The 14,142-nt window shown below is 68.4% G+C and carries 10 protein-coding genes; 1 reads left to right on the top strand and 9 read right to left on the bottom strand.

Features of this window, described 5'->3' with window-relative positions:
* Positions 1 to 26 precede the first annotated feature (26 nt).
* The 4 genes from glmM to rlmE all read right to left on the bottom strand — a co-directional run bounded on the left by glmM (position 27) and on the right by rlmE (position 5,072).
* Positions 27 to 1,379, bottom strand: coding sequence for a phosphoglucosamine mutase (gene glmM, locus E6O51_RS06120; RefSeq protein WP_136384095.1), 1,353 nt, complete (start codon positions 1,377 to 1,379; stop codon positions 27 to 29).
* A gap of 152 nt (positions 1,380 to 1,531) precedes the next feature.
* Positions 1,532 to 2,359: a dihydropteroate synthase gene (folP, locus tag E6O51_RS06115; RefSeq protein WP_136384094.1), complete on the bottom strand. Its 828-nt coding sequence runs from the start codon at positions 2,357 to 2,359 to the stop codon at positions 1,532 to 1,534.
* Between the two features lie 67 nt (positions 2,360 to 2,426).
* Positions 2,427 to 4,322: an ATP-dependent zinc metalloprotease FtsH gene (ftsH, locus tag E6O51_RS06110; RefSeq protein ID WP_136384093.1), complete on the bottom strand. Its 1,896-nt coding sequence runs from the start codon at positions 4,320 to 4,322 to the stop codon at positions 2,427 to 2,429.
* Positions 4,323 to 4,454: 132 nt separating this feature from the next.
* Positions 4,455 to 5,072, bottom strand: a complete 618-nt coding sequence (rlmE, locus tag E6O51_RS06105) for a 23S rRNA (uridine(2552)-2'-O)-methyltransferase RlmE (protein ID WP_136384092.1) — start codon at positions 5,070 to 5,072, stop codon at positions 4,455 to 4,457.
* A 90-nt stretch (positions 5,073 to 5,162) separates the two neighbouring features.
* Here rlmE and E6O51_RS06100 point away from each other — a divergent pair, with 90 nt between their 5' ends.
* A complete protein-coding gene (locus E6O51_RS06100; RefSeq protein ID WP_136384091.1) occupies positions 5,163 to 5,633 on the top strand; it encodes a YhbY family RNA-binding protein in 471 nt (156 codons plus the stop codon).
* A 35-nt stretch (positions 5,634 to 5,668) separates the two neighbouring features.
* On the opposite strand, the gene greA is transcribed toward E6O51_RS06100, so the two are convergent.
* The 5 genes from greA to E6O51_RS06075 all read right to left on the bottom strand — a co-directional run bounded on the left by greA (position 5,669) and on the right by E6O51_RS06075 (position 14,127).
* Positions 5,669 to 6,145, bottom strand: coding sequence for a transcription elongation factor GreA (gene greA / locus E6O51_RS06095; protein ID WP_136384090.1), 477 nt, complete (start codon positions 6,143 to 6,145; stop codon positions 5,669 to 5,671).
* Positions 6,142 to 9,369: a carbamoyl-phosphate synthase large subunit gene (gene carB / locus E6O51_RS06090; RefSeq protein WP_136384089.1), complete on the bottom strand. Its 3,228-nt coding sequence runs from the start codon at positions 9,367 to 9,369 to the stop codon at positions 6,142 to 6,144. The genes greA and carB overlap by 4 nt, the downstream gene beginning before the upstream one ends.
* 52 nt (positions 9,370 to 9,421) lie before the next feature.
* A complete protein-coding gene (gene carA / locus E6O51_RS06085; protein ID WP_136384088.1) occupies positions 9,422 to 10,564 on the bottom strand; it encodes a glutamine-hydrolyzing carbamoyl-phosphate synthase small subunit in 1,143 nt (380 codons plus the stop codon).
* A gap of 393 nt (positions 10,565 to 10,957) precedes the next feature.
* Positions 10,958 to 12,949 (bottom strand): ABC transporter permease, encoded by a 1,992-nt coding sequence (locus E6O51_RS06080; protein ID WP_136384087.1) that lies wholly within the window; start codon positions 12,947 to 12,949, stop codon positions 10,958 to 10,960.
* Positions 12,943 to 14,127: an efflux RND transporter periplasmic adaptor subunit gene (locus E6O51_RS06075; RefSeq protein WP_230976710.1), complete on the bottom strand. Its 1,185-nt coding sequence runs from the start codon at positions 14,125 to 14,127 to the stop codon at positions 12,943 to 12,945. The genes E6O51_RS06080 and E6O51_RS06075 overlap by 7 nt, the downstream gene beginning before the upstream one ends.
* Positions 14,128 to 14,142 lie beyond the last annotated feature (15 nt).

The raw sequence follows: 14,142 nt of genomic DNA, 5'->3' as shown, positions 1-14,142 counted from the left end.
TTCATTCTAGGCGCCGATGCCGGCGCCTACTCCACCGCGCTGCGCACCGCCCCGGCGATCGCCTCGGCCAGGCGCTCCACCTGGGCGCCGTCGCGCCCTTCCACCATCACGCGCAGCAGCGGCTCGGTGCCGGAGGGACGCAGCAGCACGCGGCCGCCCTCGCCCAGTTCGGCTGCCGCCGTCTCGCGTGCCGCGGCGATGGCGCGGTCTGCCTGCCAGTCGAAACCGGCGGGCAGGCGCACGTTGATCAGGCGCTGGGGATAGAACACCAGATCGGCGCAGGCTTCGGCCAGGGTCCGGCCCTGCTGGCGCAGCGCGGCCAGCACCTGCAGCGCGGAGACGATGCCGTCGCCGGTGCTGTGGCGGTCCAGGCAGATGATGTGGCCGGAGTTCTCGCCGCCCAGCTTCCAGCCGCGTTCGTGCAGCAGTTCCAGCACGTAGCGGTCGCCCACCCGGGCGCGGGCGAAGGGCACGCCGAGACGGCCGATGGCGTGCTCGAAGCCCAGATTGCTCATCAGCGTGCCGACCACGCCGTCCAGCCGGCCTTCGGCGTGGCGGGCGGCGGCGATCACGTAGAGGAGCTTGTCGCCGTCGTAGATCTCGCCGCCGCGGTCCACCATGATCAGGCGGTCGCCGTCGCCGTCCAGCGCGACGCCCAGGTCCGCGCCCTGGGCCAGCACGGCCTGGCGCAGATTGTCCGGCCGCGTGGCGCCGACGCCGTCGTTGATGTTGAGCCCGTTGGGCTCCACCCCCACCGGCAGCACTTCGGCGCCCAGTTCGTGGAACACCGCCGGGGCGATGTGGTAGGCCGCGCCGTGGGCGCAGTCCAGCGCGATGCGCAGGCCGCGCAGGTCCAGTTCGTTGGGGAAGGTGCTCTTGCAGAATTCGATGTAGCGCCCCGCCGCGTCGCCGATGCGGCGCGCCCTCCCCAGCCGGGCCGCGTCGGCGCAGCCCATGGGCTGCTCCAGGCGGGCTTCGATCTCCGCCTCCACCGCGTCCGGCAGCTTGGTGCCGCCGGCGGAGAAGAACTTGATGCCGTTGTCGAAGAAGGGATTGTGGGAGGCCGAAATCACCACCCCGGCCTGCAGGCGCAGCGCGCGGGTGAGGTAGGCCACCGCCGGGGTCGGCACCGGGCCGGCCAGCATCACGTCCACGCCGGCGGCCGCAAAGCCCGCCTGCAGCGCGGCCTCCAGCATGTAGCCGGAGATGCGCGTGTCCTTGCCGATGAGCACCGCCGGGTGCTCGCCGTGGGGCAGGTGTTCGCGCGCCACCAGGGTGACGCCCGCCGCATAGCCCAGGCGCATGACGAACTCGGGGGTGATCGGCGCCTCCCCTACCCGGCCGCGCACCCCGTCGGTGCCGAAATACTTGCGTCCCATGCCGTCTCCGCTGCCCTTCGATGGAAAGGCCGCAATTATGGCAGCAAGCCGGGCGGGCCGCAGTGATCGATGCGGCAGGAGGTAGGAGCGGGCTCGCCCGCGATGCGGCGTCATTAACACCCGGAACCGCCGCATCGCGGGCAAGCCCGCTCCTACCCCGTCTGTACGGCGGCCAGCACCTTGAGCGCATCCACGGTATCCGCCACGTCGTGCACGCGCACGATGCGCGCGCCGTGCTGCACCGCGAGCAGCGCGGCAGCCACGCTGGCGCCCAGGCGGCGGTCCACCGGACGGCCGGTGATCGCGCCCAGCATGGACTTGCGCGACAGCCCGGCGAGCACCGGCAGCCCGGTGGCAGTCAGGCGTTCGATGCCGCGGAACAGCGCCAGGTTGTACTGCAAGGTCTTGCCGAAGCCGAAGCCGGGGTCGAGTACGAGGCGCGCCCGGTCCACGCCGGCCGCACACAGGGCGTCCACCCGTGCGGCGAGGAAGTCGGCGACCTCGCCCACCACGTCCGCATACACCGGGTTGGCCTGCATGGTGCGCGGCTCGCCCTGCATGTGCATCACGCACAGGGCGGCGTCGCCTTCCCGCACCGCCTCCAGCGCGCCGGGTGCGCGGAAGCCGTTTACGTCGTTGATCAGATCCGCGCCGGCATCGAGTGCCGCGCGCATGACCGCGGGCTTGAGCGTATCCACCGAGATCGGCACCTGCCAGGGAAGCAGCGCCTTCACCACCGGCACGATACGGGCGATCTCCACCTCCTCCGGCACCGGGTCGGAACCGGGGCGGGTGGATTCGGCGCCGATGTCCAGCAGATCGGCGCCCGCCTCGACGGCCGCCTCGGCCCGGGTCAGCGCGGCGGACAGATCGTCGCCCACACCGTCCCCGGAAAAGGAATCAGGGGTCAGGTTCACGATCGCCATGACCCGCGGGCGGGTGAGGTCGAGGCGGAAACGTCCGCACTGCAACGTCGTCATTTGGGGCTCATCCAAAGGAAACGGGCCGGCATGGCCGGCCCGCGGGCTGAATCGATTGCCGCGCCGTTCAGGCAGCCGGCGCAGGAGCGTTCGGCTGCTCGCCGCCGGTGCCGCTGTCCGACGACGGCTTGACCGGCACGGACGTGGGCTTGGGCGGACGCGGCGGCTTGCCGTCCATGATGTCGTTCACCTGGTCGGCGTCCAGGGTCTCCCATTCGAGCAGCGAATGGGCCATGGTCTCGACCTTGTCGCGGTGGGTCTCGATCAGGTTGCGCGCCAGGGCGTACTGCTGGTCGATGATGCGGCGGATCTCGGCGTCCACCTTCTGCATCGTGCTCTCGGACACGTTGCGGTGGGTGGTGACCTGACGGCCGAGGAAGATTTCGCCTTCCTCCTCGCCGTACACCATGGGGCCGAGCGTGTCCGACATGCCCCACTGGGTGACCATGCGCCGGGCCAGGTCGGTGGCGCGCTGGAAGTCGTTGGAGGCGCCGGTGGTCATCTGCTTCATGAAGATCTCTTCGGCGATGCGGCCGCCGAACAGGACCGCGATCATCTGCAGCAGGCGCTCGCGGTCCTGGCTGTAGCGGTCTTCGGCCGGCAGTTGCATGGTCACGCCCAGCGCGCGGCCGCGCGGGATGATGGTGACCTTGTGCACCGGATCGGTCTTGTCCAGCAGCTTGGCCACCACCGCGTGGCCGGATTCGTGGTAGGCGGTGTTGCGGCGCTCTTCCTCGGGCATGACCACGGAACGGCGCTCGGCGCCCATCATGATCTTGTCCTTGGCGCGCTCGAAGTCGTCCATATCCACCAGGCGCTTGTTGGCGCGCGCGGCGAACAGGGCCGCCTCGTTGACCAGGTTGGCCAGGTCCGCGCCCGCGAAGCCCGGCGTGCCGCGCGCCAGCACGTGGGGGTCCACGTCCGGAGCGATGGGCACCTTGCGCATGTGCACCTTGAGGATCTGCTCGCGGCCACGGATGTCCGGCAGCGGCACCACCACCTGGCGGTCGAAGCGGCCCGGGCGCAGCAGCGCCGGGTCGAGCACGTCCGGACGGTTGGTAGCGGCGATGACGATGACGCCGGCCGTGCCTTCGAAGCCGTCCATTTCCACCAGCAACTGGTTCAGGGTCTGCTCGCGCTCGTCGTTGCCGCCGCCCAGGCCCGCGCCGCGCTGGCGGCCGACCGCATCGATCTCGTCGATGAAGATGATGCACGGGGCATGCTTCTTGGCCTGCTCGAACATGTCGCGCACGCGCGCAGCGCCGACGCCGACGAACATCTCGACGAAGTCCGAACCGGAGATGGAGAAGAACGGCACCTTGGCTTCACCGGCGATGGCCTTGGCGAGCAGGGTCTTGCCGGTGCCGGGCGAGCCGACCATCAGCACGCCCTTGGGGATGCGCCCGCCGAGCTTCTGGAACTTGGAAGGATCGCGCAGGAATTCCACCAGTTCGCCCACTTCCTCCTTGGCCTCGTCGCAGCCGGCGACGTCGGCGAAGGTGATGGAGTTGGCGGATTCGTCGAGCATGCGCGCCTTGCTCTTGCCGAACGAGAACGCGCCGCCCTTGCCGCCGCCCTGCATCTGGCGCATGAAGAAGATCCACACGCCGATCAGGAGCAGCATGGGGAACCAGGAGATGAAGATGCTGGCGAGGAAGGACTGTTCCTCCTCGGGCTTGGAGGCATTGACCGTGACGCCGTAGCGCATCAGGTCGGAGACCATCCAGATGTCCTGCACGCCGGGGGTATACACCGTGATCGAGCGCCCGTCCTGGGTGCTGGCGCGCAGCGTGCGCCCATCCACCGTGACCTTGGAGACGCGCCCGGCCTTGGCCTCCTCCATGAACTGGGAGTACTCCATGGTGTTCGGCGCCACCTGGCGTTCGTTGAACTGGTTGAAGACCGTCATCAGCACGATGCCAATCACCATCCAGATGGCGAGATTCTTGAAGAGATTGTTCAACGTATTTCCCCGAGAGCCCGGTTGGGGCAGACGCAAGAGTGACCCATTCTAGTGGCGAACGTTCCCACCCGCAAACCAATCGCCACCATCAACAATAACAATCGCAAGACGCGCAACAGCCCTGCTTGTGCCCTACTTCCGCCCCGTTCCGAGCAGGTAGACCTCGGCGCTGCGGTCGCGCGACGCCTTGGGCTTGCGCACCTGCACGGTGCGGAAGACCTCCTGCATCTGCCGGCGCAGGTCGTCGAAGCCCTCGCCCTGGAAGACCTTGACCAGGAAGTTGCCGCCCGGCTTGAGATGCCGCGCCGCGAAGTCCAGCGCCAGTTCGCACAGGTGGATGGAACGCGCCTGGTCCACGGTGGGCACCCCCGACATATTGGGGGCCATGTCCGACATTACAAGGTCCACCGCCGCGCCCTGCAGACTTTCTTCGAAGCACGCCGCCACCGCGTCGTCGGTGAAGTCGCCCTGCAGAAACTCGACGCCCTTGATCGGCTCCACGGGCAGCAGATCGAGCGCGAACACCCGCCCCTGCGGCCCGATGCGCTGCACTGCGACCTGGCTCCACGAACCCGGCGCCGCACCCAGGTCCACCACCACCGCGCCGGGGCGCAGCAGACGGTCGCGGTCGTCGATCTCGGCGAGCTTGAATGCCGCCCGCGAACGGTAGCCCTGCGCCTTCGCCTGCTGGACGAAGGCGTCGTTCACGTGTTCGCGCATCCAGGCCTTGCTGGTCTTGGTTCGCTTCATGTTTGAAGATCGGAGTAGAATCCCTGCCTTGCGAAGCCCCCGGCCGCCAGGCGGGGGCTTCGCCGCTGATGCCCTGAATCGAGAATACCCATGACTGAACTCACCCCTGCGCAGCGCCGCGACCTGCGCGCCCGCGCCCACCATCTCAGCCCGGTGGCGAGCATCGCCGCCAACGGCCTGAGCCCGGCGGTGCTGGCCGAAATCGAGCGCGCACTGCAGGCCCACGAACTGATCAAGGTGCGCGTATACGGCACCGAGCGCACGCAGCGCGACGCACTGCTGAATGATCTGTGCGCAGCGCTGGACGCGGCGCCGGTGCAGCACATCGGCAACATCCTGATCGTCTGGCGCCAGCGCCGCGAGGAAGCCCCGGCCGCCACTGCCGCCGCGCCCAAGAGCGGACGCGCCGCCCGCCCCTCCACCGCCAAGTCGGCCGCCGGCTTTGCCGCCGCCGCGCGCCGTGCAGCCCTGGCCCAGGCCGCGCAGGCGAAGAAGCACCCTGCCCGCAGCGGCGCCGGCACGCGCTTCAAGCGCAGTGCGGGACCGAGCCGCAAGAAGTAGACGCCCGCTTCCCCCACGCGCCGCAACGGCCCGGGTCAGACGTAGCGCACGTCCACGATCTCGTACTCGCGCACGCCGCCCGGGGCCTGCACCTCGGCGATGTCCCCGGCGTACTTGCCGATCAGCGCGCGCGCGATGGGCGAGCTGATGGAGATCTTGTTGTCCTTGATGTCCGCCTCGTCGTCGCCGACGATCTGGTAGGTCACGCCCTGGCCGGACTCCATGTCCTCCAGCTCCACCGTGGCGCCGAACACGCAGCGGCCGTCGGCGTCGAGCAGCTTGGGGTCGATGATCTGGGCGGTGGCGAGCTTGGCTTCCAGCTCCATGATGCGGCCCTCGATGAAGCCCTGGCGGTCCTTGGCCGCCTCGTACTCGGCGTTCTCGGAGAGGTCGCCGTGGGAGCGCGCCTCGGCGATCGCGGCGATCACGTTGGGGCGTTCCACGGTCTTCATGCGGTGCAGTTCGGCGCGCAGCTTTTCGGCGCCGGCAACGGTCAGGGGTGTCTTGCTCATCGGCTTTGCTTCAGTTCGGCATGCAGGGACTGCAGGGAATACACCTCGAGGCCGGCCAGGTGGCGCATGCCCATGCAGGCGGCGCGGGCGCCCTCGATGGTGGTGTATACGGTGACCTTGGCGGCCAGCGCGCTGGTGCGGATGGAGCGCGAGTCGGTGATGGCCTGGCGCTTTTCCTCCACCGTGTTGATGACCAGGGCGATTTCCTCGTTCTTGATCATGTCCACGATGTGCGGACGGCCTTCGGTGACCTTGTTCACCACCGCCACCGGGATGCCGGCGGCCTCGATGGCGCCGCCGGTGCCGCGCGTCGCGACCAGGCGGAAGCCCAGCTCGTGGAGTTCCCGCGCCACCTCCACCGCCGCCGGGCGGTCGGTGGGCTTGACGCTGATGAACACGGTGCCGGCCTGGGGCAGGCGGATGCCGGCGGCGAGCTGGCTCTTGACGAAGGCTTCGGCGAAGCTGCGCCCCGCGCCCATGACCTCGCCGGTGGACTTCATCTCCGGCCCCAGGATGGTATCCACGCCGGGGAATTTGACGAAGGGGAACACCGCCTCCTTGACCGCGTAGTACGGCGGCACGATCTCGCCGGTGACGCCCTGGCTGGCCAGGCTCTGGCCGGCCATGCAGCGCGCGGCCACCTTGGCCAGCGGCAGCGAGCAGGCCTTGGAGACGAAAGGCACGGTGCGCGAGGCGCGCGGATTGACTTCCAGCACGTACACCAGCGCGTTGTCGCCTTCGCCCTGGATGGCGAACTGCACGTTCATCAGGCCGACCACGTTCAGCGCGCGGGCCATGGCCTCGGTCTGGCGGCGCAGCTCGTCCTGCAGCGCGGCGGAGAGCGTGTAGGGCGGCAGGGAGCAGGCGGAGTCGCCCGAGTGCACGCCGGCCTGCTCGATGTGCTCCATGATGCCGCCGATGATGACCTGCTGGCCGTCGGACAGGGCATCCACGTCCACCTCGGTGGCGTCGTTGAGGAAGCGGTCCAGCAGCACCGGGGATTCGTTGGAGACCTTGACCGCCTCGCGCATGTAGCGCTCCAGGTCCTTCTGCTCATGGACGATTTCCATGGCCCGGCCGCCCAGCACGTAGGACGGACGCACCACCAGCGGGTAGCCGATCTCGGCCGCCAGACGCACCGCCTCTTCCGGCGTGCGCGCGGTGCGGTTGGGCGGCTGGCGCAGGCCCAGGTCGGTGAGCAGCTTCTGGAAGCGTTCCCGGTCCTCGGCCGCGTCGATCATGTCCGGCGTGGTGCCGATGATGGGCACGCCGTTGTCCTGCAGGGCCTGGGCGCGCTTCAACGGGGTCTGGCCGCCGAACTGCACGATCACGCCCACCGGCTTCTCGATATGCACGATCTCCAGGATGTCTTCCAGCGTGATGGGCTCGAAGTACAGGCGGTCCGAGGTGTCGTAGTCGGTGGATACGGTTTCCGGGTTGCAGTTGACCATGATGGTCTCGTACCCGTCCTCGCGCAGGGCCAACGCCGCATGCACGCAGCAGTAGTCGAACTCGATGCCCTGGCCGATGCGGTTGGGGCCGCCGCCCAGCACCATGATCTTCTTCTTGTCGGTGGGGCGCGCCTCGCACTCTTCCTCGTAGGAGGAATACAAATAGGCGGTGGAGGTGGCGAACTCGGCCGCGCAGGTATCCACGCGCTTGAATACCGGGCGCACGCCCAGGGTGTGGCGGTGCAGGCGCACGGCGGTTTCGTCGGCGCCGAGCAGCTTCGCCAGCCGGCGATCGGAGAAGCCCTTCTGCTTGAGGGCGCGCAGTTCGGCCGCCTGCAGCGCCTTCAGGGAACGGCCGACGAGGGCCTTTTCGGTCAGCACGATGTCTTCGATCTGGGCGAGGAACCAGGGATCGATCTTGGTGAAACCGAACACCTGCTCCAGCGTGTAACCCTCGCGGAAGGCCTGGCCCACGTACCAGATGCGCTGGGCGCCGGGATTGACCAGTTCGTGTTCCAGGTCCTCCCGGTCGGTTTCCACCTCGTCCAGGCCGTAGGCACCCACTTCCAGGCCGCGCAGGGCCTTCTGGAAGGATTCCTGGAAGCTGCGGCCCATGGCCATGACCTCGCCCACGGACTTCATCTGCGTGGTCAGGCGGTCGTTGGCCTGGGGGAACTTCTCGAAGGCGAAACGCGGCACCTTGGTGACCACGTAGTCGATGGAGGGCTCGAAGGAAGCCGGCGTGGCGCCGCCGGTGATGTCGTTCTTGAGTTCGTCCAGGGTGTAGCCCACGGCCAGCTTGGCGGCGATCTTGGCGATGGGGAAGCCGGTGGCCTTGGACGCCAGGGCGGAAGAACGCGACACCCGCGGGTTCATCTCGATGACGATCATGCGACCGTCCTTCGGGTTGATGGCGAACTGCACGTTGGAGCCGCCGGTATCCACGCCGATCTCGCGCAGCACCGCGATGGAGGCGTTGCGCAGGATCTGGTATTCCTTGTCGGTCAGGGTCTGGGCCGGGGCGACGGTGATGGAGTCGCCGGTATGCACGCCCATGGGGTCCAGGTTCTCGATGGAACACACGATGATGCAGTTGTCGGCGCGGTCGCGCACGACTTCCATCTCGTATTCCTTCCAACCCAGCAGGGATTCCTCGATCAGCAGTTCGTTGGTCGGGCTCGCCTCCAGGCCGCGCTTGCATATCTCGTGGAACTCTTCCATGTTGTAGGCGATGCCGCCGCCGGTGCCACCCAGCGTGAAGCTGGGGCGGATGATCACCGGAAAGCCGATGCCGCCCTGCACCTGCAAGGCCTCTTCCATGCTGTGGGCGATGCCGGAACGCGCTGAACCCAGGCCGATGCGGGTCATCGCATCCTTGAACTTGAGGCGGTCCTCAGCCTTGTCGATGGCTTCTTCCGAGGCGCCGATCAGTTCCACGCCGTATTTCGCCAGCACGCCGTTGCGGGCCAGGTCCAACGCACAGTTGAGCGCGGTCTGGCCGCCCATGGTGGGCAGGATGGCGTCCGGGCGTTCCTTCTCGATGATGCGCTCCACCACCTGCCAGGTGATGGGCTCGATGTAGGTCACGTCGGCGGTGCCCGGGTCGGTCATGATGGTCGCCGGGTTGGAGTTCACCAGCACGACCTTGTAGCCTTCCTCGCGCAGCGCCTTGCAGGCCTGGGCGCCGGAGTAGTCGAACTCGCAGGCCTGGCCGATGATGATCGGGCCGGCGCCGATGATCAGGATGGACTGGATGTCTGTACGCTTGGGCATTGCCTTGTCTCGGATTCGGTGACGGCGGGCCGCGGCCCGCCGGAATGCTGTCTTACCTGGCCGCTTCGATGAGCTTGATGAAGCGGTCGAAGAGGTAGGCCACGTCGTGCGGGCCGGGGCTGGCTTCCGGGTGGCCCTGGAAGGAGAAGGCCGGCACGTCGGTGCGGGCGATGCCCTGGTTGGAGCCGTCGAAGAGGGACACGTGGGTGACCCGCAGGTTCGCCGGCAGGCCGGCCGGGTCCACCGCGAAGCCGTGGTTCTGGCTGGTGATCAGCACCTGGCCGGTATCCACGTCCTTCACCGGATGGTTGGCGCCGTGGTGGCCGAACTTCATCTTCAGCGTCTTCGCCCCCGAAGCCAGCGCGAGCAACTGGTGGCCCAGACAGATGCCGAAGGTGGGCACGCGGGCGGCGAGGATCTCGCGGATCGCCTCGATGGCGTAGTCGCAGGGTTCCGGGTCGCCGGGGCCGTTGGACAGGAACACCCCGTCGGGCTTGAGGGCCAGCACGTCCTTCGCCGGGGTCTGCGCCGGCACCACGGTCAGGCGGCAGCCGCGGCTGGCGAGCATGCGCAGGATGTTGTACTTGACGCCGAAGTCGTAGGCCACCACGTGGAAGCGGGTCTGGTCCGGCGCGGTGTAGCCCTGCCCCAGCACCCATTCGCCCTGACTCCAGGGGTAGGTTTCGGTTGCGCTCACCACCTTGGCCAGGTCCATGCCGGCCAGCCCCGGGAAGGCGCGCGCCTGGGCCACCGCCGCCTCGGCGTTGAGCGCCTCGCCCGCCGCGGCGGTGACGATGCAGCCCGCCTGGGCGCCCTTTTCCCGCAGCACGCGGGTGAGCTTGCGGGTGTCGATGCCCGCGATGGCGACCACGTTCTCCGCCTTCAGGTAGGCGTCGAGGGTGCGCTCCATGCGGAAGTTGGAAGCCAGGATGGGCAGGTCGCGGATCACCAGGCCGGCGAAATGCACGTGGCCGGCCTCGACGTCTTCAGGGTTCACACCGGTGTTGCCGATGTGCGGGTAGGTCAGCGTTACGATCTGGCGGCAATAGCTGGGGTCGGTCAGGATTTCCTGATAGCCCGACATGGCGGTGTTGAACACCACCTCGCCGACCGTGCTGCCTGCCGCGCCGATACCCTTGCCGTGGAAGACCGTCCCGTCGGCAAGCGCAAGAAGGGCGGGCGGGAAAGCAGTCACGAGATACTCCTGGATTGAAACCGGAAACCGGGGCTGGCCGGGCGCGGGCAGGACCGGGCGCCGTTCGGCCCATATGTGAAAAAACGGGACGAGCCGCTCGGCCAATCCCGCTTCAAATGCTTGAGATTGTATTGTTTTTCGGCGCCTTAGGCAACGCGGACGGCGAAGGCTGCCGTATGTCGAGGGCCGTTCGGGGATACCCGTCCGATGCGCGTCAATGGCCAGACCGGCAGCCACCAGTTCGCCGAGTATCCGATGGACCGTGCCGCTGCCCACGTACATACCCCTGCCATCCGGATGCGGCACAAGTCTTTCGCCGACAGGGGCGACGGGGACGCTTCGAGCACTCGCAGGATGCCTGAGCGCGCTGCCGCCGAGCGCTTCATTTCCGCCCTACTCCCCCGCCAGAGCCACCACCGGATCGAGCCGCGCGGCCTGCCGGGCCGGCATGAAGCCGAAGACCAGCCCGGTCGCCACCGCGCAGCCGAAGGCCAGCAGCATCGCCCGGATCGAGAAGATCACCGGCACGTCCCACAGGATCAGCGCCACGCCGACGGCCAGGCCGGCCGCCACCCCGGCCGCGCCGCCGACCAGCGACACCATTACTGCCTCGGTCAGAAACTGGCGCTGGATGTCGCGCTGGCGCGCACCGGTCGCCATGCGGATGCCGATTTCCCTGGTGCGCTCCTTGACCGCCATCAGCATGATGTTCATCACGCCGATGCCGCCCACCACCAGCGAGATGCCCGCGATCAGCGCCAGCAGCAGGTTCTGCTGACGGGTGGCCTCGTTCTGCGCACGGGCTCTGGCCGGATTGTTCGCAATGTTGAAGTCGCGCACGCGGTGCGCCTTTTCCAGCACGGCCGTGATGTCTTCGACTGTCTGACCGATCCGGTCCGGGTCGTGCACCTTCACCTGGATCAGCCCCGGATACGGCGTCCCCAGCACCCGCCGGCTCGCCGTCGAGAACGGGATGACCACCAGGTTGTCGCCATCGGCATCGCCGGTTTCCGCCAATTGGCCGATCACGCGGAAAGGCGCGTTGTCGACCAGCACGTATTGGCCGACGGGGTCCGTGTCCGCGAAGAGGCGTTCGCTCGCCTGTTTGCCGAGCACGGCCACGGTTGCCAGTTGCGCCTCGTCCGCTGCGGAAAAGAAGATGCCCCGGGCCAGACTCCAGTTGAACAGCCGCATGCCCTCGTGGCTCGTGGACCACAGTTGCGTGAAGGCATCCACGTTGCCCGCTCGCAGCATCGCGCTGCCGGTCAGAAACGGCATGGCGATGTCCACGTTGGGCACGTCGCGCACCAGTTGCACGTCCACCACGCTCAACAAGCCGCGCACGCCGCGCGCACTATCCGTGCCGGGGCGGATGGACATGCGGTGCGTATTGCCGAAGGCAGCCATCTTCTCCAGCATCTGCTCGCTCGCCCCCTGTCCGACCGCCATCAGCACGATCACGGAGGCCACGCCGATGACGATGCCCAGCAGCGTCAGCACGGTGCGAAAGCGGCTCACCCACAAGGTGCGCCACGCGCCGGCGACCGCCTCGCGCGCATCGGCCACCCACGAGGCGCCATGGGCCACACCCAGCGCCATGCGTTCCATGAAGTGCGCACTGTCGAGAGAGGGCGGCACGGCAGCCGCTTCCACCGCCCCGTTCGCCCCCTCGTTCATCGTATCGCCGACGAGGTGCCCGTCGCTGATGCGCACCACGCGCCGTGCCTGTGCCGCCACCTGCGGATCGTGGGTGATCACGATCACCGTATGCCCGGCGTCGGCCAGTTCGCGCAGCAGGGCCATGACCTCGGTGCCGCTCTTGCTGTCGAGCGCCCCGGTCGGCTCGTCGGCCAGGATCACGTGGCCGCCGTTCATCAGCGCACGGGCGATGGACACCCGCTGCTGCTGTCCGCCGGACAGTTGATTGGGCCGATGGCCGGCGCGTCCGGCCAGGCCCAGGCGTTCGAGCAGGACTGCTGCCCTCGCCTCGCGCTCGGCGGCGGACATGCCGGCATAGACCGCCGGCACCTGCACGTTGTGCAGCGCATCGAGCGTGCGGATCAGGTGGTAGCCCTGGAACACGAAGCCAAAGGCTTCCCGGCGCAGCCAGGCGAGTTCGTCGGCATCGAACCCGGCGATGTCCCGCCCGGCGAAGCGGTAGCGGCCCGAGGTCGGCTTGTCCAGGCAGCCGAGGATGTGCATCAGCGTCGACTTGCCCGAGCCGGACGCGCCCACCAGCGCGACGAACTCCCCGACCCGGATGGTCAGCGAGATGCCGTGCAGGATTTCCACGCTCGCCTCGCCGCCCTCCCCGCCGTAGGACTTGCGGATGTCGGCGAGTTCGATCAGCGGCGGGGGTTCCGATTCCGCTGCCGCCGCTACCATCGCAATCTCCGCGAGGCCCGGGTGCGCTGGATGCCCGTCACCAGCACCTCGCCTTCGGCAAGTCCGTCCAGGATTTCCCCGTACAGGCGGTCGCGCACCCCGATCCTGACCCGGCGCTCCAGAACGTCGCCGTCCGCCAGAATCCCGGTGGTAAAAAGGTCGGCCTGCCCGGCCACCGGCTGGAGTGCCGCCAGGGGCGCAGCCAGCACATTCCTTGCGCTGGCCTGTACGAAAAAGACCTGCGCACTCATCTGCGGCATCAGCGCGCCGTCGGCGTTATCCACGTCGAACAGCGCGGTGTAGAGCACCACCTTGCCGGCCGGAACGGTGTTCTGAGCGTTGCTTGTTCCTCCCTGGGCCGGCGGTGCGGGCAGTACCTGGCGCAGCGTGCCCTGCCAGCGGCGCGGTTCGCCGCGCTCGTCCTGCAGGCCCAGCGTGGTGAAATAGGCCGGCATGCCGGGACGGATGCGGCCCACGTCGGCTTCGGAGACTTCCGTCCATACCGTCATCCGCGACAGATCGGCAATGCGCAGCAGGTTGGGCGTCTGGTAGGTCGCGTTCAGCGTCTGCCCCTCGCGGGCATCCAGCGTGACGACGGTGCCGTCCATCGGCGCGTAGATACGGGTGTAGCCGAGCAGGGCTTCGTTGCCCTCCAGGGTCGATTGCGCCCCTTCGATCTGTGCGCCCAGACTGGCGATGCGGGCTTCGGTGACGCGCAGCGCGGTGAGCGCACTCAACACCTCTTCTCGCGTGGTGGCATCCTCGGCCAGCAGCCGCTGCTGGCGCTCGGCCTGCTGCGAGGCGAAGTCGCGCTGGGCCTCCTGCTCGGCCAGTTGCGCGCGCAGGCTCGCCAGCGTGGCGCGGTTGGTCCGCACCGTCGCCTGCTGCAGGGCAGGGTCGATCTCCACCAGCAGATCGCCCTGTTTCACCGGATCGCCCGGCTTCACGGCGATGCGCTCGATCTGGCCGGAGACCTGGGCGCCCACATCCACGTAGCGCTGCGGCTGCAGCACGCCGAGCGCCGTCACCGCGTTCTCGATGTCCGCCCGGCGCACCGGTACGGTTTCGATGGTTTCCACGGTGCGGAAGAAAGCCCACCACAGCGCCAGCGCGAAAAGGCCGGTCACGCCGATGGCGATACCCCAGCGTCCGGCGGAACGTCCCTTGGGCCGGCTCACCGCTGCTCGACCTCG

Origin of the sequence: Pseudothauera rhizosphaerae (genome assembly GCF_004801305.1) — a bacterium.
GTDB lineage: Bacteria > Pseudomonadota > Gammaproteobacteria > Burkholderiales > Rhodocyclaceae > Pseudothauera > Pseudothauera rhizosphaerae.
This window is presented reverse-complemented; position numbering and strand designations above follow the sequence as displayed.

Bases quoted from the DNA above. Each gene is read 5' to 3' on its own strand.
- glmM (WP_136384095.1), bottom strand. From the start codon at position 1,379: ATGGGACGCAAGTATTTCGGCACCGACGGGGTGCGCGGCCGGGTAGGG.
- folP (WP_136384094.1), bottom strand. From the start codon at position 2,359: ATGACGACGTTGCAGTGCGGACGTTTCCGCCTCGACCTCACCCGCCCG.
- rlmE (WP_136384092.1), bottom strand. From the start codon at position 5,072: ATGAAGCGAACCAAGACCAGCAAGGCCTGGATGCGCGAACACGTGAAC.
- E6O51_RS06100 (WP_136384091.1), top strand. From the start codon at position 5,163: ATGACTGAACTCACCCCTGCGCAGCGCCGCGACCTGCGCGCCCGCGCC.
- greA (WP_136384090.1), bottom strand. From the start codon at position 6,145: ATGAGCAAGACACCCCTGACCGTTGCCGGCGCCGAAAAGCTGCGCGCC.
- carB (WP_136384089.1), bottom strand. From the start codon at position 9,369: ATGCCCAAGCGTACAGACATCCAGTCCATCCTGATCATCGGCGCCGGC.
- E6O51_RS06080 (WP_136384087.1), bottom strand. From the start codon at position 12,949: ATGGTAGCGGCGGCAGCGGAATCGGAACCCCCGCCGCTGATCGAACTC.